This window comes from Hymenobacter sp. R533113 (assembly GCF_056835965.1).
In genome coordinates, this window is record NZ_JAKWBD010000013.1 from 455144 (window position 1) to 473920 (window position 18777).

The following is an 18777-nucleotide window of genomic DNA, read 5'->3' on the forward strand; positions in this document are numbered from 1 at the left end:
AAGGATGGGTACAAAACACCCGCGTGAGCTTTGTCAAACGGGGCCGCAAAGTTACGCAACAACACGCGGATAAGTGGGCTTCACTACTGATTTCGCCATTCTATGGTAAGCTACTAATACCAAGAATTGCCCCCCAAACAATAAAGTAGCCACTGTGAGGTGCACTGGCTGCATAGCTGCGGGCAATGCAAAGTAAGCCAAGACGATACCTGCCAGAATTTCTAAACCCAAGCACCCAAGCACCGCAGTAGTCAACTTGTGGAGCCGTTTGGATGGCAGCCGGTATAGCTGATAAGCGAGGTAGACGTTTAAGAGCAGAAGTAACAATGAGAACGTCCGGTGGACCTTAAAAATGCCCCCCAGTTGCTCAATCCAGCCAGCACGGTTGCCGTAATTCATGGTTGAGGCGACCAAGTCTACTTCTTCCCTTACTTGTGTACCTAGTACTATTTGACCAAAAGTGAGCAAGACCATTATCCAGAGCCCGGCTGTTAAGGCAGGAGAGAACGGTATTGCTTCTGCTTGTTCAGTGGATTGCTGTGAACGATCTACAGCGTACAGGAGCATAGCCACAATTACAAGTGCTAGCCCCATATGGATAGTCACCATTACTGGCAATAAGTTCGTTGAGACAACTAACGAACCTAACCACCCCTGAACTCCTACTAGAATAAAGCTACCGAAAGCAAGCCAGAATACTGGTTTATCTCTCCGCCAATAGGGCAAAGCGAAAACAACAGTCAGGAAAACAAATACTCCAATTAAGGCACCCAACAATCGGTTTAGGTACTCAATCCAGGTTTTAGTGACATTAAAATCCGTCTCAATGTATTGCGTAGGATGCGCAAAAATATCGCCTGCCACTTGCTTAAATCCAAATCGCTCCAGTGTGGCGGCCAGTCGCTTGTTTTTGGCTACTCGTTGAGCAGTATAAATTTCTTTGTAGTCAGAAGGGAGTTGACTAATGTGGGTTGGTGGTATCCAGGTACCAAAACATTTGGGCCAGTCAGGGCAACCCATACCAGAACCGGTGCTTCTCACTACCCCACCTACTAGAATGAGTAAATAAACAGCAGCAATTGTTAGAATACCAATAAAGCGAAAGCGGCGCACGAAGGCAGGAATCATTGTGCTTAAGATTTTCGACTAGGTTCGGTTATACAACAATCGGAACTCGCTTTTTGCCCAAAAAAATAAGGGAAATTCAGGTCGGCCAGCCGACATTGAACTTCCCTTGTAATAAAAAAACGAGCCGCCGTAAATACAGCGGCTCGTTTTCTAAAGTTGGGGGGCAATTATTCAGCTGTTTCGCGCTCGTTAGGCAAGTTTGAAGACTGCGTTTGCGAGTACGGTACATTCTGGGGAATAAAGTCCTTCTCTGCACCAGGCTTGCTATAATCATAAGGCCAGCGGTGAACAGCAGGAATAGCACCAGGCCAGTTACCGTGTCCAGGGATGACAGGAGTAGTCCATTCCAAAGTATTCGAGTTCCATGGGTTTTCTGTAGCACGACGACCACGCCAGATACTATAGAAGAAGTTGAAGATGAAAATGAACTGACCTACGAAGGCGAATATGGCAGCAGCTGAGATAAATTTGTTCAGGTCAGCGAACTGGCTGAAGCTGTCAAAACCAGTCCAAGCGTAGTAGCGACGGGGGAAACCTGCGATACCAACGTAGTGCATCGGCATGAACACCAAGTACACACCAATGAATGTGAGCCAAAAGTGAATATAACCTAACTTTTCATCAAGCATACGACCGAACATCTTTGGAAACCAGTGATAAACACCAGCAAACAGGCCAAAGAAAGCGGAACTACCCATTACTAAGTGGAAGTGAGCTACCACGAAGTACGTGTTGTGCATTTGAATATCCAGCGCAGCATTACCTAGGATAATACCAGTCAAACCTCCGGAGATAAACAGCGACACAAAACCAATAGAAAACAGCATGGCAGTAGTGAAGCGAATATTGCCCCGCCACAGAGTAGCCAGCCAGTTAAACACTTTCACACCAGATGGCACAGCAATAATCAGCGTCAGGAACATGAATACTGATCCCAAGAAAGGATTCATGCCTGTCACGAACATATGGTGGGCCCACACGACGAAGGAAAGCAGAGAAATGCCTATCAACGAGCCAATCATGGCGCGGTAGCCAAAGATGGGCTTACGAGAATTGGTAGCCAGAATTTCGGATACCATACCCATCGCAGGCATGATAACGATGTACACCTCAGGGTGACCTAAAAACCAGAATAAGTGCTGGAACAGAATAGGGCTACCACCGGTGTTATTTAATGCTTGGCCAGCAATGTATATATCTGACAAGAAGAAACTTGTACCAAATGAACGGTCGAAGATCAGTAGCAGAGCAGCGGAGAAGAGTACAGGAAAAGCTAACAAACCCAATATAGCAGTCAAGAAAAATGACCAGATAGTTAGTGGCAATTTACCCATTGACATTCCACGAGTTCTTAGGTTAATAACCGTAGTGATGTAGTTAACACCACCTAACAACTGGGATATGATGAAGAGAGCCATGCTCACCAACCACAGCGTCATGCCAGCACCTGAACCTGGAATCGCCTGCGGCAATGCGCTCAAGGGAGGATAAATTGTCCAACCAGCGGAGGCAGGGCCGGTTTCAATGAATATAGAGCTGAACATTATAATACTGGATATAAAGAAAAACCAGTAAGAAAGCATGTTCATGAAGCCCGATGCCATATCACGAGCTCCAACTTGCAAAGGAATCAAGAAGTTAGAGAATGTACCGCTCAAGCCAGCTGTCAGCACAAAGAACACCATGATAGTGCCGTGCATTGTAACAAGGGCAAGGTAGAACTCAGGATTAAGCTTACCAGCTTCAACCCATTTACCTAGTACAGGCGTCAACCAAGACATAGTTGACTCGGGCCATCCTAGCTGAATACGGAACAAGCTAGACAGTGCACCTCCCAGAATGGCCCAAAAAATACCAGTTATCAGGAATTGCTTAGCAATGACTTTATGGTCTTGACTGAATATGTATTTAGTCAGGAAACTTTGCTCATGGTGCTCGTCATGATGCAGGTGCTCATCGTGCTCAACATGAGGCACTGTGGGCGTTCCGTGTATTGGAGCGTTGGTGGGAATATTAGCAGCCATATAGTTAAGCGTGCGTTATAAAGTAAGTTAGAGCGAAGCTTTAGTAGTCTGAGTTAAGACAGCGGCAGCATCAGCCGCTTTATCTTTAACCAGTTTATCTGACTTCTGTTTGAAGCTAGCTAAAACATCAGGATTCTGTTCTGCAAATGATTTTTGTTGAGCAAACCAAGCTACGTAGTCATCTGGCTCATCTACAACTATGGTTGCTTTCATAGCAAAGTGCCCACGACCACATACCTGTGAACAGGCTAGTTCATAGTTAAATTTAGGGTTACCTAACTGAGCACGCATCTCATCCGTGGTCTTAGTGGGAGTAAACCAAAATTTGGTTGGCATACCTGGCACTGCATACATCTGCACCCGAAAGTTTGGCATATACACACCATGCAGCACATCGCGTGACCGAATCCTAAGCAATACAGGATGACCCTTTGGCACATGGATCTCATTCACAGTGAAATCATCCATCGCATTGTTGTCATTCAAATCAAAGCCAAACTCATTGGTTGCATCAATTAAGCGGTAGTTAACTACCCCCAATTTCTGATCACGACCTGGATAACGTACCAACCAGTTGAACTGCTTGCCCATTACTTCCAGAACAATAGAATCTTTAGGAGCCGGACCAGTAATTTTAGTCCATTCCTTCCAACCTGCAAACACGAGGCTAGCCATTACAATGGCCGGGATCAATGTCCAGATAATCTCAATCTTGTTATTGTGAGAAAAGAAGAATGCCCTGCGTCCTTCCTTATGCTGATACCGGTAAGAGAAGATGAACAGCATAAGGTGGGTTAGCGCAAAGGCTACCCCCAAAATGATCATCGTAGTCCAAAACATATTCTCTACCGCATACCCGTGAACGGATGCGATAGGAGGATTCATCTTGTCATAGTTATCAATGAATGACCAAGCGAAGGCACCTCCGCCAACCACCATGAAGATAATCATGAGGATGGCGTTGACTCGATTGCTCATGCCGATTTCGCGGGTCAGGCTACCAGAAAAGATGGAAGTAAGAATCTGGAGGCGAAACAACAAGCCGAATACGACTAGCAGAAGCACCAATACCAGTAGGATACCAAGAGCAATCATTATCTAGGGATAGATGTGAGTACAACGATCATGAGCATATAAGTAGTAAGCGTACTACCCATTTGGATTATTTAGCACCCAATACTCAAATCAATTTTAGGTTGTGTGGTGCACACTTTCATCCAGAAACGGATGATGCACGGGCACTAATGACGCCTGAGACAGACGCTTCGTAAACAATAACAGGAAAGAGCCCAAAAAGATCAGTGCAATACCTATCTCAATAACAAACCCGCTTTCAGCCTTCATAGTTGCAGGCATAATCATTAGATAGAAATCAAACCAGTGACCTATTAAGATGGCGATACATACAATTTTCAGCATGATCATCTGGCGCTTTGCATCCCGTGTCATCATTACTAAGAAAGGGAAAGCGAAGTTGATAAGCAGATTAAAAAAGAAGATCCAAGTATAGTGACCATTAAAGCCCCCCAAGCGTTGGTTGTAGTAAACAGCTTCTTCTGGAAGGTTCGCGTACCATATCAACATAAACTGGGAAAACCAGATATAAGTCCAGAAAATGCTGAAGCCGAACATGAACTTACCCAGATCATGCAGGTGGTTAGCATTCAGAAAGCGAAGATAACCAGCTTGCTTCAGGTAGATAGCAGTGAGGGTCACCGCAGCGAGGCCTGATACCCACCAGCTTGCGAATACGTACCAGCCAAACATCGTACTGAACCAGTGTACATCAATTGACATCACCCAGTCCCAAGCTGCCATTGAGGATGATACAGCAAACAGGACGAGAAATAAAGCACCTACATTTATACTCTTATGGAAGTATTCCGTTCCTCCATTAAGGTCTTCCTCAAGTGAAAGCTTTCTGAGTCTTTCCGAAAAGAACCACCAGATACCCAAATAAGTAACCATTCGGATAACATAGAATGGCATATTCAAAAACCCGCTTTTTCCCGCAACTATGGCATCATAGTTTTCATGACCAGGCGTCATGATGCCATCATGAGTCCAATGAAACAGATCATGGCGACCAACAAAAAACACGATGAGCATGATAATAGCACCTGGCAGAAGCCACGCGCTTAGTGCCTCAGAGATACGCTTAATTAAGACTGACCAACCAGCGTAGGCCACGTATTGTAGCGCTACGAAAAAGGTACCGATAACGGCAATACCAATGAAGTAAACATTACTATGCCAGAGGCTTACCAGCACTCTCTTCAGCCAAACCGGACTGCCCTCATGATGCTCCGCCGAAGCGCCCGCTCCGGTTCCTACTTCATGGCCAGCAGTGGCACTATGTTCCTCTCCTATTCCTAGGGCAGCTAATACTACTCCGATAATCAACAGGATAACACCCGCCGCGATTATAGTAATGAATTTCTTACGAGTGCTAGGCGAAAGTTGTAAATGTTCAGCCGTAGCACTATCCTGGTGCGTCAGAGTTGCCATAATTATTAGTTCGCCGTTCCGTTTCTTGCCTCCGTACCACCTTGTCCTGGGGTCGCTGATGCTTTGTCAGCTTGTGCCTCCCCTATCGGACTCTGGTTGGCACGATCCGTCATTTCGGTAGAATCTTGACTGACATCTACTAGTTTAGCCAATCCATCAGGACCTTCACCACGCTGTAGCACGCGTACATACATAGCAATTTTCCAGCGCTCTTCAGGGTTTACAATAGAACCGTGTGGCATCATACGGTTACGGCCCCATTGAATGACATGATAGATATGTCCGTCATTCATGGTCTTATAGGCACCCGCAGAGTAGTTAGGAACGCCTTTAAACTTGATACCTACAGGTCCTTGGCCCCCGCCATCTTCACCATGGCAATGTGAACAAACTCTAGTGTAGAGCGCCTTTCCCTCTTCTAAGTTAGCCTTTGAATAAGCGTAAGGATTACGCAATACACGCTCCGCAATACCTACACTGTCCTTGGGAATGTGCGTGTAATAATTTAGTTTACCCAATGGAACGGTTCCCACTACTGGAACACGTTCGTTGATACCCATTGGGTTGATTAAATTAACGTTGGTTTGCCTAAGCGGCTCGTATGGGATGGACTCATACATTTCGGGGGCATATTGGATAGCCGGAACGTCAGCACGGTCACAGCTAGTAGCCAATACCGTGACAAAGAGCATTGTCGACCCCTGAAGACTTAATTTCAGCCAGTGCATCATTATTTCTGGGTCATTTCTTTTTCGTTGACTTCCGATGCACCGTTTTCGCGAAGCAGTTGAGTTAAGCGGCTCAATTCAGAAGCATCATCTTTTAATTCGATGGCCATTACAAACTTGTCATCAGTGGCCCGTACGTCCATCACTGGCACCTTCCAGCGTGGGTAGAGTTTGCTGATCGTGAAAAACGTAATTACCATGCCGTGAGCACAGAAGAGAACCGTCATTTCAAAGCTTATGGGAATGAACGCTGGCAAAGCAATGTGAGGCTTACCACCAATAATCATTGGCCAATCGAAACCCAGCATATAGATCTGCATCCATAGAGCAAAGGCCAAGCCTATTAGACCAAAGAAGAATGCCGCAATAGGTAAGCGTGAGCGCTCAATGCCAAGAGCGTCGTCGATACCGTGAACAGGATAAGGCGAGAACACATCGTGGATTTTAACCCCAGCGGCGCGGATGTTCTCAATGGCGTGCAATAGCACGTCCTCGTCGTCGAAGATGCCGAGGGCGAAGCGCTTAGTCATGCTTGTTATAATTTACGGGAGCTGAAGCTGGCACGGCAGGAGTAATAGGCTGATGGACTGGCGCAACTTGATGAACATGGTGACCGGTATATGTTGGACCATTATCTACTCCATACTTAAGGATAGTCTTAACTTCAGCCATGTTCACTACTGGGAAGAACTTAGCAAATAGCAGGAAGAGAGTGAAGAATAAGCCCAGCGTACCTACATAGATTCCGATATCAACCCAGGTTGGAGAGAACATTACCCAGCTTGAAGGCAAGTAATCACGGTGCAAAGACGTAACGATAATTACGAAGCGTTCGAACCACATACCAATATTCACGATGATGGACAGAATGAACGTAGCTGGAATGCTGTAGCGAATGCGGCGGAACCATACCAGTTGAGGCGTAATCACGTTACAGGTCATCATGGATGCATAAGCCCACCAATACGGCCCCGTAGCACGGTTGATGAATGCGTATTGCTCAAACTCAACTTGTGAATACCAAGCAATGAAGAACTCCGTAATGTAAGCGACACCTACAATGGAGCCCGTGATCATCATGATTTTATTCATCAAAGCAATGTGCTCTAACGTAATGTAGTCTTCGAGCTTGAATACCACCCGCGTGATAAGCATCAGCGTTAGCACCATCGCAAAACCGGAGAAAATGGCCCCCGCAACGAAGTAAGGAGGAAAAATAGTAGTGTGCCAACCAGGCACAACGGAGGTTGCAAAGTCCATCGACACAATAGTATGTACCGAAAGCACCAGAGGGGTCGCAACACCGGCCAAGATCAGCGACACCGTTTCATAACGTGACCAAGCTTTGGCCGAACCTTTCCAACCAAAGCTCAACAAGGCATAAGCTCGCTTAGCAATAGGGCCTTTTGCCCGGTCGCGAATAGTAGCGAAGTCGGGAATAAGGCCGATATACCAGAATACTAGGGAAACTGAGAAGTAGGTTGAGATGGCAAATACGTCCCACAGAAGGGGTGAATTAAAGTTCACCCACAGCGAACCAAATGTATTTTGGAACGGAAATACCCAATACGCTAACCACGGCCGGCCCATATGCAGTACCGGGAACATAGCCGCGCAGATTACCGCAAAAATAGTCATTGCCTCAGCTGCACGGTTAATAGAGCTACGCCATTTCTGACGGAACAGTAACAGTACTGCTGAAATCAAAGTACCAGCGTGACCAATACCTACCCACCATACGAAGTTGGTAATGTCCCAAGCCCAGCCAACCGTTTTGTTCAGGCCCCACTCGCCGATACCATACCATAAAGTGCGGTATACGGAATAGAAGAAAATGCCTAGAAAAAAGAGCGCCACGCTCAAGGCTGCCATCCAGCGAATATTTGGCTTAGCTTCAACCTGGCGGCACACGTCCTGTGTGATGTCGTGGTAAGTTTTGCCCCCCGTTACGAGCGGCTCTCTTACTGGCGATACGTGCTGCATAATTTTGAATGTAAAAAGTGGCGAGACGAGCTATTTTATCAGCGATATACCTTCTTGTCCCTTCGCTGTTTCTAAACTGTTAGCTTTTTGCTTGGCTCCACATTACGAATCTTAGTCAGATACGTGATGTTTGGCTGCACGTTGATAGCGTCGAGTACATGGAAGCCACGCTCTCCATCTTCACGCCGCGTAACCTGCGAAACCCGTGAGTTTGGATCACGCAGGTCGCCAAAAATAATGGCTTGAGTTGGGCAAGACTGAGCACAAGCTGTTACCACTTCACCATCCACCGGACGGCGACGCTCTTTTTTGGCTTCCAGCTTAGCAAGTTGAATACGCTGTACGCAGAAGCTGCACTTTTCCATTACGCCACGCGCCCGTACTGTTACGTCAGGGTTCAAGACCATACGGCCAAGGTCGGTGAACATGTGACCATTTACAGCCTCGAACTTCTCATTCGTGTAGTAAGAGAACCAATTGAAGCGCCGCACTTTGTAAGGGCAGTTATTAGCGCAATAACGAGTACCTACGCAACGGTTGTAGGTCATTTGGTTTAAGCCTTCACTACTGTGCGTAGTCGCAAGTACTGGACATACAGTCTCGCAGGGAGCATGATTACAGTGCTGACACAACATTGGCTCGAAGATTACGCTCGGATTTTCCGATGGTTCTTCCATTGCTTCGTAAGTGTCCAGCTTACCCTTCTCCGCGAAATCCTCTTTAGTAGTATCTGAGCTATAGTAGCGGTCGATACGCAGCCAATGCATCTCACGACGATTGATTACTTCCTGCTTACCTACTACTGCTATGTTATTCTCTACTTGGCAGCCAATTACGCAAGCACCACAACCAATACAAGAGTTAAGGTCAATGACCATACCCCAGTGGTGGTTCTTGTATTCGTAATCCTGCCACAGAGATACTTTGTTGGGCTTTTCGAGACCGTCAGGGGTAGCAACTTTATCGTACTCAGTTACCTCTTTGGGGTTTTTGATGTACTGAGCCAGCGTTGCTTCCTGCACTACTGGCTTACGGTCCATAACCGTGTGGTGCGTCTGCGTCTGAGCGATGGGTGACTTCGCACCGGTCTTCTCCAGCGTGACAGCACCGCTATACTGTAGCGCATTGCCACGTACGGCTGCCAAGGGGTAAGCATTAGCGCCTACTTTGCTGCCTACCTTACCAGCTAACTCGCGGCCATAACCAACTGCTATACTAACTGATCCTTTTGCCTGACCTGGCTGAACAAGAACAGGGAGTTCAATTGATGTACCGTTAGCGGTAACTTTAAGTACATCGCCCTGCTCCCACTCATTTGCTACAGCCATGTCGCGGGGCACAGCTACATAATTACCCCAAGTAGCTTTTGATATAGGATCAGGCAACTCCTGCAACCAAGGATTATTGGCTTCATAGCCGTTACCAATACTTACTTTCTCGTAAAGTGAGAACTCAACGCCTGTTCCCTTTGGTGCGCGGGTTATAGAATTGATTGCTTGATTAACATCAACTGCCGCAGCAACTTGAGCGAGTGGCGCAGGCGAAAGTGTACCCGTGGCTACACCGTCATGAACTGCCTTATCCCACCCTTGCTGAAAATTGCCCCCCAAAACACTCCGCCAGTTGGCGCGCAGGAAGTTATAGTAGCTCTGCGGATTCCCAGCCCATGTAAGTAAGCTGTCCTGTGCCTGGCGAGTAGCAAACAATGGCGAAATTGTAGGCTGTGCTAAGCTCAACGAACCACGCCGGGGCTCGTAGTCATTCCACGATTCTAAGTAGTGATGATCGGGGGCGGCGTAATAGCAAAGGCTGCCTGTTTCATCCAATCGGTCGTTGAAAGAGATGCTCAACGATACTTTAGCAATCCCCGATTTTACTTTAGCAGCTAACGGGTGATCATAAACAGGGTTGGCGTGATAGAATATTACAGCTCCAACACTACCAGCATTCATCTCGTTAACGAGGCGAATCATCCGCGCATCATCTCCCTGGCGCACCATTGAAGGATTTGCCGTATCGATTGTAGCACCAACATTACCTAACGATTGGTTGATGGCAGCTACTAGCGTTTGAATAGCTATATCATTGGAGCCAGCAATTACCAAGCTACGACCTCTGTTGGCTTTCAGTTCGGCAGCAGCTTTCTTCAACTGTGCGTTGTTAAAGGTGGAAGTAGCACCGCCACCTACTATCTCATTATACAGTGCCAGCGTAGCCTGCCCCATTTCTGATGGCTTAAGCGGCACCCGTACATCGGCATTGGACCCGGTTAGAGAAAGATTGGACTCAAACTGGAAATGACGCGACATTGTTCTTTTGTCGCTCGATACTTTGCGATTCGTGATATACTGACGAGCATGCTCCACTGGTGATATCCAAGTACCCAGGAAGTCGGCCCCTAAGCTCACAATCACATTGGCTTTGCTAAAGTCAAAAGAAGGTAATACACCTCCATTGGCCTGTAGCAACGCGGACTGTGACTGAGCATCATACATCACATGCTCCGTGTTAGGGTAGCGCGAGGCAAACTCAGCAATAGCTCTCTTAGTAGAAGGGCTAATGATAGTTGGTGATACGATAGCAATTTTGCCGCCCACGGCTGCCAGCTTGCTGCGAATCTCCTGGTCAACGCGGTCCTTATCAGCTTGCTGCCCTTTAATGGCAAAATGCTGAAGACGAGCGTTGTCGTACAAGCTCAGCACCGAAGCCTGAGCCCGAGCTGATAAACCACCTCGCGTAATTGGCGACTCCGGATTGCCCTCCAACTTAATGGGGCGGCCTTCTCGGGTCTTTACTAAGACGCTGTTGTAATCTGAACCAGTGAAATAAGTCGAGGCGTAGAAGTTGGCAATGCCTGGATCGACTTCTTCGGGTTTGTTCAGGTATGGAATTGCTTTATGAATGGGAGCTTCACAGCTAGCCAAAGTGGCGGCGGCTAAGCTGAAGCCCATCAGCTTCAAAAAATCACGACGCGGAGAAACAGTAGCGTCAGTGGAGCTATTCTTTTCGCTCACCGGCAGGAAATCGGCGAATTCGCTGAAAGCATTCTTCGCAAACTCTGGCGAGTTTTCTAGCTCTTCGATTCCTTTCCAATACTTGGGCGACTCTTGCATTTTATTTGACTTATATTCTTGGAGATTTAAAGGTCTGAGAAGAACCCAGCTACAATCTCTAAGTAAGACGTATTATTTTAAGGTACTGAGTTTAAAAGCTTAATGAGTTATCAGAACATCTGCTGACACTTAAGCTATATGATAACTCAATAGTGGCACTTGGAGCACTCAGTACCACCATTCGACGACACGGTGAAGGCGGCACCTTGGTTGGCAACATCGTGCAATTTCACGAGGTTGTCATAGTAACCGTTGCCCTTCGTATTGAGTGGTTGCTCACGGTGGCAGTTGATGCACCAGCCCATGGTGAGAGGTGAATACTGGTACACCACTTCCATATTCTGAATAGGCCCATGACACGTCTGGCACTCAACGCCACCTACCTGCGTGTGCTGGGAGTGATTAAAGTAAGCTAAGTCTGGCAGATTGTGCACCCGTACCCACTGAATAGGCTGCTTGCGCTCAATAGCACGATAAATCTTCTTGATTTCGGGCGATTCTGTCTTGATCTGCGAGTGGCAGTTCATACAGATGTTAGCCGAAGGAATGTTGGCGCTCTTGCTCTTATATACGCTAGTATGGCAGTAAGCACAGTTGATCTGATTTTCACCAGCGTGCAGTTTATGCGAGAAGGCAATGGGCTGCGTGGGTTGATAGCCTTGATCCAAGCCAATAGCCATCACGCCTTGTACTGACTCATACAGGACCACTAGTACAAAAAGCCCCACAGCCAAGCCTCGTACGACATTAGACTTGTAGATTTTGCTAAAGTCAAACTTTTGATCCAGCATCTCAACGTCACGGCCATCGAGGTTTTTGCGGCCTTTCAGCACATCACCCATGATATTGGCGATGATGACCAAGGTTACGACCAGAACAATCAGCACTACTACCAATACAATCAGGAGTAGGTCGACATATTGACCGGCGCCTGCGCCGACACCAGCACCACCAGCCTCCTGGCCGTCAACTTGGCTAGCATTCCCGGCTGTAGCACCACCAGCGACAACTTGAGAGGGCTTATCGCTCTCAGCGGCGATATACGATACGATAGAGGTAATTTCAGCGTCAGTCAGCGCGAAGCTGGGCATCTGCTGCTTTTGATACTGATTGTAGATCTTAACCGAGTACTCATCACCGCTGGCTACCATCTTGCTGGAGTTCTTAATCCAGGGAATCAGCCAAGAAATGGGGCGGCGCTTATGCACATCCTTGAGGGCCGGTCCTACCACCACATCGTTGATGGCGTGGCACTGGGCGCAGTTACCTTTAAATAACGCGTCGCCAGCGGCAATAGCGGCGGGGTCGCCGGTAGTAGTGCCGGCGGCGGCGGCGGGTGCAGCCTGGGCCGCAGCTCCAGGAACTACCCCTTCTTTACTCACGTCTGGAGCGGCGCCAACGTCCTGTGCTGAAGCACGGCCGACGGAGGCAAACGTCAGAAACAGAGCAAGAAAGAAGTGGGGAAGGGTACGAAGTCGGATGCTATTCATAGCACAAATTCACTGGGGAAAAGAAACACAGGGGTGCTTTAAGGCCACAAATGTAGGTCGGGAATCGCAGGAAACAAAAGCGACACTTCTAATTTTTGGGAAAGGAAAACACAGCAAAACCCATCAAAAACCCACTTCGTAGTACCTCATTATGTAAATAAGGTGATAGTATTCAGCCAGCCAGAAAAGACACCTTAGAGACTAGGAGCTTGTACTACTGTAACTGACATCTATTCACCAACCCCTACTCCAAAGGAAAGGTTTTGGTTACTTTATAGTAAGTGTAGTTTCTGAAAAAATACTTGAACAGCACTTCTATATAGCTGTATGGAAGGAATTTGGTATTCGTGGGTCGCTTGAAAATAAGGGGTTAGGCTTAGAGCTTATATAATAAGTTTTGGCTACCTTTGCCCCCTAATTTAGTTTTTCATCTTAATTTTTTCATCCCGTCTAATGGAAGTAAGAAATTACGAGACGGTCTTTCTCCTGACGCCCGTTCTGAACGAAGGCCAGGTGCAAGAGACGATCGAGAAGTTCTCGCAGGTGCTTAAGGAAAATGGCGCCGACATTATCAACACTGAAAACTGGGGCCTCAAAAAGCTTGCTTACCCAATTCAGAAGAAATCAACCGGGTATTATCACTTGGTAGAATTCTCTGGCTCTGGTAACATAGTGGACCAGCTGGAGCTAGCATTTCGCCGCGATGAGCGTGTGATTCGTTTTTTGACTACGGTGCTGGATAAGCATGCAGTAGCTTATAACGAGCGCCGCCGCAATGGAGAAATGAATCAGCAGAAAGCCCAGAAACAATCGGAAGCAGTTGCCCAATAACAAGAAGATGAGCCTCGCCAACGAAAAGATCCACAAGCAGGATACCCGCAAAAAGTACTGCCGCTTCAAGAAGAACGGTATTAAGTACGTGGACTACAAAGACCCGAACTTCCTTTTGAAGTTCGTAAACGAGCAGGGCCGCGTGTTGCCCCGCCGCATCACGGGCACTAGCCTGAAATTCCAGCGCAAAGTGGCTCAGGCCGTGGCTAAGGCCCGTCACCTGGCTCTCATGCCCTACGTAACTGACTCTTTGAAATAGACCTGAGATGGGAGAAGCGAGAAGTGAGACTATGTTTTTCAAGCAATTGAATAGAATGGTAGTCTCATCTCTCACTTCTCACCTCTCACTTCTCCTAAAAACATGGAAGTAATTCTGAAAGACGACGTAAAGAACCTGGGCTACAAGAACGACATCGTGACGGTAAAGCCTGGATATGGTCGCAACTTCCTGCTCCCGCAGGGTTTGGCTATTCTAGCCGACAAGACTAACAAGAAGATTGTAGCTGAAAACGTACGCCAAGCGGCGCACAAGGCTGAAAAGATCAAAACCGAAGCTCAAGGCATCGCTAACCAGATTGGTGACGTTGCTTTTGACATTCGCGCCAAAGTAGGTGAGAGCGGTAAGATCTTCGGCCGTGTGACGACGCTTCAGCTTGCTGAGGCACTGAAAGCTAAAGGCATAGACGTGGATCGTAAGCGTATTTCTTTTGATCAGGAGCCAACTGCGGTTGGAGAGTACACGGCTACTATTAACCTGCACAAGGAAGTAAAGCATCAGGTTCACTTCAATGTTGTAGCTGAGTAAGCTGCTTCGCTTAAAGAAAAAAGCCCCCCAGCACTTCGCTGGGGGCTTTTTTCTTAGTCAAGCTCTTATGTCTTATTCGTGGACAATACCTTTGACTACATTGTGGGCATATCAATTATAGACTCGGCAGACATAAGGAGCCGACCACTATTTTGGCTAAAAGAAGAGAGTTGAGTAGGTTGCTTACCCATTGGCCCGTTTCTGGTCATTTATTATTCTGATGTTTCGTACTGAAATACCGCTAACGCCTCATTCCAGCCCCTTATCGCTCGCGGCGCGCGTGCTGACGATAGGCTCCTGCTTTTCAGATGTACTGGGTAATCGGCTGAGCAACTACAAAGTGCGGTCGCTCACCAATCCATTTGGCACCGTCTTTAATCCGCTATCAGCTTGTAAGTTGTTGCGGGCCGCGGCTGGGGAGGAAACAGATTGGCAACAGCACTTGGTGCCCGCTCGGGGGCGCTGGCAGAGCTATGATTTGCACGCTGCTATAGGCTCAGAATCACCCGTGGAACTGTTACAGCACATTCAGGACCTGATACAGCGTACTGGCCAGTTTCTCGAAACGGCCGATGTGGTCGTATTGACCCTAGGAACTGCTTACGCTTATCGGCTGCGTGAAACTCAGGAAATAGTGAGCAATTGCCATAAGGTACCTGCTGACCAATTTGAGAAAGAGCTACTGACGCCCGACGATATTATTAATGCCATAGCTGAGACTCACGCTCTACTACGACGACGCAATCCGACACTGCGCTTCGTGCTGACGGTGAGTCCTGTGCGACATATAAAAGACACGCTGCCTCTGAATGCGGTCAGTAAGTCGGTACTGCGGATAGCTTGTCACTACTTAAGCGAGCTACTGCCGGACGTGACGTATTTCCCAGCTTACGAGCTGCTAATGGATGATTTGCGGGACTATCGGTTCTACGCTGCTGATATGATTCATCCTTCGCCGGTGGCGGAAGAGTATGTTTGGGAGCGTTTCTCGCGCGAATATTTCGATAGCAGCTTTAGGCGTTTTCAGAAAGAATGGGATGCTGTACGTCAGGCGATGGCCCACCGTCCGTTGTACCCGGCTGCTCCCGAGCATCGTCAGTTTCTGGAAGCTACCCTCACTCAACTGCAACGGCTTGGCAACCAGGTAGACGTGCGATCGGAGATTCGGGAGGTGCAGAAACAGCTCCACTCGCTTCCAGTGCCAATCAAGCCCCGCCCGGCTGCTGTCCCCGAAGTGGACGAAGAAGAACGTGTTGATATAGGAGAGACTGAAAATGCCCCCCAACCGTCGACTGCGCCGGTTTCGGTGGCTCCCCCTCCTACTTCAATCCCAACCCTAGACGAAGCCGATAGCGAGGAGCTAACAGTAGAGACGCCAGATGCTGTTGTGCTACCAGTTAAGAAGAAACGTCGGTCGCGGGGCGGCGCTAAGCGCAGTGGCCGCAAGAAGGCCGCGCAGTTGGCGGCGTCCCTTGCCAACTTATCGGATGACGCTATTTCAATCTCTGACGAATCTGCAGAAGAGCTGAATGTAGCTGATGCCGCGCCGGAAATACTCACCGGCTCACCCGTCGAGGCTACCGATTACACTGACACAACTGCTGAGGCTTCCCGTCAAGATGCTGCGGAAGATACTTCCACCAGTAATGTACCGACGTTGGAAACGCCAGCTGCTGAGGTGCCGGCCGCTGCACCCGCGCAACATAAGCGGCGAACAGCAGCTCAGGTGAAAGCCGCCAAAACGTCTCGCAAACTCACTAAAACCACGGCGGGAGAGCCTGAGAGTAAGCCCAGAGCCACTCGTCCGGCACGACGCAAGCCAACTAGTAAGCTACCACTGCCTGCGTCAGAGCAAATAACTCCATCTGTAACAGCACCGGGCTTGCCGGAAGCAGAAGCTTCAACAGCGCCTACACAGGAAATGCCCCCCACGACGGACGCAAAGCCCGCCAAGGCGCCGCCAAAGCGCCGGGCGAGGCCTCCGCGCAAAAAGCCAACTCCCTCGGCCGACCAACCCACTTCCGAAACGTAAAATGAAACCCGGCCTTTTTAGCTGGGTTTCTTCGCTAGTAAGCCTTGTCTTTTACGCTAGTATATATGTCTGACTCCCAACTACCAGCTTATACCAATCTTCTTAGCCGCGAAACCAGCCCGTACCTGCTTCAGCACGCGCACAATCCGGTAAACTGGTATCCGTGGGGTGAGGAAGCATTGCAAAAGGCCAAAGACGAGCAAAAACCGATAATAGTAAGTATTGGATACGCAGCCTGCCACTGGTGCCACGTAATGGAGCGTGAATCATTCGAAGACCCAAGCATTGCGAAGGTTATGAATGAGTATTTCGTGTGCATCAAAGTAGACCGGGAAGAGCGGCCCGACGTGGACCAAGTATATATGGATGCCGTGCACGCAATGGGCGTACAAGGTGGTTGGCCCCTAAATGTATTCCTGAACCCCGATGCGAAGCCTTTTTATGGAGGCACCTATTTCCCGCCGCGCAATTGGGTACAGCTGCTCACCAGCATCGGTCAGGCATATCAGGGTGAACATCGGACGGAGTTGGACGAATCGGCGGAGCAGTTCGCTGGCATCTTGCAAACCAGCGACTTAGCTAAGTACAGCCTGGAATCTGCGGCTAGTGCGGTATCGGACGAGCAGTTTGAGCTGTTACTAGCTAATCTGGGGGGCAAATTTGACCGCACCTGGGGCGGTATGGATAAAGCGCCCAAGTTTCCCATGCCCAGCATCTGGCGCTTTCTGTTGCGCGCTTATAAACTGACCGATAATAAGAGTCTACTGGACCAAATTAACCGCACCCTGCGTGAAATGGCGTGGGGGGCCTTTATGACCAAGTAGGCGGCGGATTCGCCCGCTATTCGGTTGACGCCGAGTGGCTGGCACCTCATTTTGAGAAAATGCTCTACGATAATGGGCAGCTCGTGAGCCTATATGCCGAGGCCTATCAGGTGACCAAAGACGAGCTGTACCGAAAGGTAGTATATGATACGGTCGAGTTCATGCGTCGGGAACTGACCAGTCCGGAAGGAGGCTTTTATTCCTCTCTTGATGCTGATAGTGAGGGTGTAGAAGGCAAATTTTATGTTTTCACCAAAAACGAGCTGCGCGACATTCTGGGTGACGAGGAACTCCTGTTTTCCGCCTACTACAACTGCACGGCTGCTGGAAATTGGGAGCACGGGCAGAACATTCTGCACCGCCGTAAGTCGAATGAAGACTTTGCATCGGCCCATGAAATTGCCCCCCAGGTACTCGCGGAGTTGGTAAAAGGCTGGGAAAAAAAGATTATCGCGGCTCGGGCCAAACGCGTGCGTCCGGGTACAGACGACAAGATTCTGACGGCCTGGAATGCGCTTATGCTTAATGGCCTCATTGACGCTTACCGCGCTTTCGACGACGAAAAGTTTCTGGAGCTAGCTTTGCGCAACGCTCATTTCATTCAAACAAACCTGCGCAACGGTCCTCGTTTGTGGCGCAATTATAAGGCTGGCCGGGCCACCATTGCTGGCTTTTTGGAGGATTATGCTCTTGTTATTCAAGCGTATATAAATTTATATGAAGCCACTTTTGATGCCCAATGGCTGCGTGAGGCCGAAACACTCGCAGGTTATGCGCAGGAGAATTTCTTCGACCCCGAGGAGAACCTGTTTTTCTACACAGATGCGAACGAGGAGGCGTTAATTGCCCGCAAAAAAGAGCTGTTCGATAATGTGATTCCCGCTTCGAACTCGATCATGGCGCACAACCTTCATCGACTGGGCCTGCACTTAGAAAAAGCCCCCCAAAGTGAGCTGGCTGCTACCATGTTGGCTCAAGTGCAGGACTTACTAATCAAAGAGCCGCAGCACCTCACCAATTGGGCTAGCTTGTACGCGGCCTTCCTGCGGCCGACAGCCGAAATAGCGATTGTTGGGCCCAAGGCGCAAGCCATCCGAAAAGAGCTGAGCCAGCACTTTTTGCCCAATGTGGTGTTAGCTGGTAGCCCCACTCCTACCAACGAGCTTCCATTATTGCAGCAGCGCCCGGCGCTTGAGGGCCGCACTACGCTTTATGTATGTTTCAATCGAGCTTGTCAGCAGCCGGTTCATACAGTAGCTGAGGCATTAGTGCAGCTGTAACCCGAAGCGGTGCTTCGGACCCCGGTTATCC

The 18777-nt window shown here is 48.6% G+C and carries 15 protein-coding genes; 6 read left to right on the forward strand and 9 right to left on the reverse strand.

Translation table 11 applies throughout. From position 1 onward, the window contains the following. Positions 1 to 51: 51 nt before the first annotated feature. From MKZ35_RS11010 to MKZ35_RS11050, 9 genes are all read right to left on the reverse strand, one after another. On the reverse strand, positions 52 to 1128 hold the full coding sequence (locus MKZ35_RS11010) for a COX15/CtaA family protein (RefSeq protein WP_482513339.1): 1077 nt from the start codon (positions 1126 to 1128) through the stop codon (positions 52 to 54). Positions 1129 to 1295: 167 nt separating this feature from the next. Beyond that, positions 1296 to 3152, reverse strand: coding sequence for a cytochrome c oxidase subunit I (locus MKZ35_RS11015; protein WP_482513340.1), 1857 nt, complete (start codon positions 3150 to 3152; stop codon positions 1296 to 1298). Positions 3153 to 3179: 27 nt separating this feature from the next. Further along, positions 3180 to 4247 carry a cytochrome c oxidase subunit II gene (locus MKZ35_RS11020; protein WP_482513341.1) on the reverse strand — a complete coding sequence of 356 codons (1068 nt, stop codon included), beginning with the start codon at positions 4245 to 4247 and terminating at the stop codon, positions 3180 to 3182. Positions 4248 to 4343: 96 nt separating this feature from the next. Then, complete coding sequence (locus MKZ35_RS11025; RefSeq protein WP_482513342.1) at positions 4344 to 5660, reverse strand: quinol:cytochrome C oxidoreductase; 1317 nt, start codon at positions 5658 to 5660, stop codon at positions 4344 to 4346. Positions 5661 to 5665: 5 nt separating this feature from the next. Continuing rightward, positions 5666 to 6391 (reverse strand): c-type cytochrome, encoded by a 726-nt coding sequence (locus MKZ35_RS11030; protein ID WP_482513343.1) that lies wholly within the window; start codon positions 6389 to 6391, stop codon positions 5666 to 5668. Continuing rightward, positions 6391 to 6918: a DUF3341 domain-containing protein gene (locus MKZ35_RS11035; RefSeq protein ID WP_482513344.1), complete on the reverse strand. Its 528-nt coding sequence runs from the start codon at positions 6916 to 6918 to the stop codon at positions 6391 to 6393. Before MKZ35_RS11035 ends, MKZ35_RS11030 begins: the two co-directional genes overlap by 1 nt. Then, positions 6911 to 8371 carry an NrfD/PsrC family molybdoenzyme membrane anchor subunit gene (nrfD, locus tag MKZ35_RS11040; protein ID WP_482513345.1) on the reverse strand — a complete coding sequence of 487 codons (1461 nt, stop codon included), beginning with the start codon at positions 8369 to 8371 and terminating at the stop codon, positions 6911 to 6913. The genes MKZ35_RS11035 and nrfD overlap by 8 nt, the downstream gene beginning before the upstream one ends. A 71-nt stretch (positions 8372 to 8442) precedes the next feature. Beyond that, the gene (locus tag MKZ35_RS11045; RefSeq protein WP_482513346.1) at positions 8443 to 11484 is read right to left on the reverse strand and encodes a TAT-variant-translocated molybdopterin oxidoreductase; all 3042 of its coding nucleotides are present in this window, start codon (positions 11482 to 11484) and stop codon (positions 8443 to 8445) included. Between the two features lie 146 nt (positions 11485 to 11630). Next, on the reverse strand, positions 11631 to 12974 hold the full coding sequence (locus MKZ35_RS11050; RefSeq protein ID WP_482513347.1) for a cytochrome c3 family protein: 1344 nt from the start codon (positions 12972 to 12974) through the stop codon (positions 11631 to 11633). 453 nt (positions 12975 to 13427) lie between these two features. Here MKZ35_RS11050 and rpsF point away from each other — a divergent pair, with 453 nt between their 5' ends. The 6 genes from rpsF (at position 13428) to MKZ35_RS11080 (ending at position 18746) form a co-directional block, all read left to right on the forward strand. After that, positions 13428 to 13805 carry a 30S ribosomal protein S6 gene (gene rpsF / locus MKZ35_RS11055; RefSeq protein ID WP_133271966.1) on the forward strand — a complete coding sequence of 126 codons (378 nt, stop codon included), beginning with the start codon at positions 13428 to 13430 and terminating at the stop codon, positions 13803 to 13805. A gap of 7 nt (positions 13806 to 13812) precedes the next feature. After that, positions 13813 to 14064, forward strand: coding sequence for a 30S ribosomal protein S18 (gene rpsR, locus MKZ35_RS11060; RefSeq protein ID WP_086593116.1), 252 nt, complete (start codon positions 13813 to 13815; stop codon positions 14062 to 14064). A 102-nt stretch (positions 14065 to 14166) separates the two neighbouring features. Beyond that, complete coding sequence (gene rplI, locus MKZ35_RS11065) at positions 14167 to 14610, forward strand: 50S ribosomal protein L9 (protein WP_482513348.1); 444 nt, start codon at positions 14167 to 14169, stop codon at positions 14608 to 14610. Positions 14611 to 14830: 220 nt separating this feature from the next. Continuing rightward, positions 14831 to 16642, forward strand: a complete 1812-nt coding sequence (locus MKZ35_RS11070) for a GSCFA domain-containing protein (RefSeq protein WP_482513349.1) — start codon at positions 14831 to 14833, stop codon at positions 16640 to 16642. A 65-nt stretch (positions 16643 to 16707) separates the two neighbouring features. Continuing rightward, positions 16708 to 17466: a thioredoxin domain-containing protein gene (locus MKZ35_RS11075; protein WP_482513350.1), complete on the forward strand. Its 759-nt coding sequence runs from the start codon at positions 16708 to 16710 to the stop codon at positions 17464 to 17466. Beyond that, positions 17442 to 18746, forward strand: a complete 1305-nt coding sequence (locus tag MKZ35_RS11080) for a thioredoxin domain-containing protein (RefSeq protein WP_482513351.1) — start codon at positions 17442 to 17444, stop codon at positions 18744 to 18746. Before MKZ35_RS11075 ends, MKZ35_RS11080 begins: the two co-directional genes overlap by 25 nt. Positions 18747 to 18777 lie beyond the last annotated feature (31 nt).

Excerpts from the sequence above, each read along its gene's own strand:
- MKZ35_RS11010 (WP_482513339.1), bottom strand. The coding sequence starts at position 1,128 with ATGATTCCTGCCTTCGTGCGCCGCTTTCGCTTTATTGGTATTCTAACA.
- MKZ35_RS11015 (WP_482513340.1), bottom strand. The coding sequence starts at position 3,152 with ATGGCTGCTAATATTCCCACCAACGCTCCAATACACGGAACGCCCACA.
- MKZ35_RS11020 (WP_482513341.1), bottom strand. The coding sequence starts at position 4,247 with ATGATTGCTCTTGGTATCCTACTGGTATTGGTGCTTCTGCTAGTCGTA.
- MKZ35_RS11025 (WP_482513342.1), bottom strand. The coding sequence starts at position 5,660 with ATGGCAACTCTGACGCACCAGGATAGTGCTACGGCTGAACATTTACAA.
- MKZ35_RS11030 (WP_482513343.1), bottom strand. The coding sequence starts at position 6,391 with ATGATGCACTGGCTGAAATTAAGTCTTCAGGGGTCGACAATGCTCTTT.
- MKZ35_RS11035 (WP_482513344.1), bottom strand. The coding sequence starts at position 6,918 with ATGACTAAGCGCTTCGCCCTCGGCATCTTCGACGACGAGGACGTGCTA.
- nrfD (WP_482513345.1), bottom strand. The coding sequence starts at position 8,371 with ATGCAGCACGTATCGCCAGTAAGAGAGCCGCTCGTAACGGGGGGCAAA.
- MKZ35_RS11045 (WP_482513346.1), bottom strand. The coding sequence starts at position 11,484 with ATGCAAGAGTCGCCCAAGTATTGGAAAGGAATCGAAGAGCTAGAAAAC.
- MKZ35_RS11050 (WP_482513347.1), bottom strand. The coding sequence starts at position 12,974 with ATGAATAGCATCCGACTTCGTACCCTTCCCCACTTCTTTCTTGCTCTG.
- rpsF (WP_133271966.1), top strand. The coding sequence starts at position 13,428 with ATGGAAGTAAGAAATTACGAGACGGTCTTTCTCCTGACGCCCGTTCTG.
- rpsR (WP_086593116.1), top strand. The coding sequence starts at position 13,813 with ATGAGCCTCGCCAACGAAAAGATCCACAAGCAGGATACCCGCAAAAAG.
- rplI (WP_482513348.1), top strand. The coding sequence starts at position 14,167 with ATGGAAGTAATTCTGAAAGACGACGTAAAGAACCTGGGCTACAAGAAC.
- MKZ35_RS11070 (WP_482513349.1), top strand. The coding sequence starts at position 14,831 with ATGTTTCGTACTGAAATACCGCTAACGCCTCATTCCAGCCCCTTATCG.
- MKZ35_RS11075 (WP_482513350.1), top strand. The coding sequence starts at position 16,708 with ATGTCTGACTCCCAACTACCAGCTTATACCAATCTTCTTAGCCGCGAA.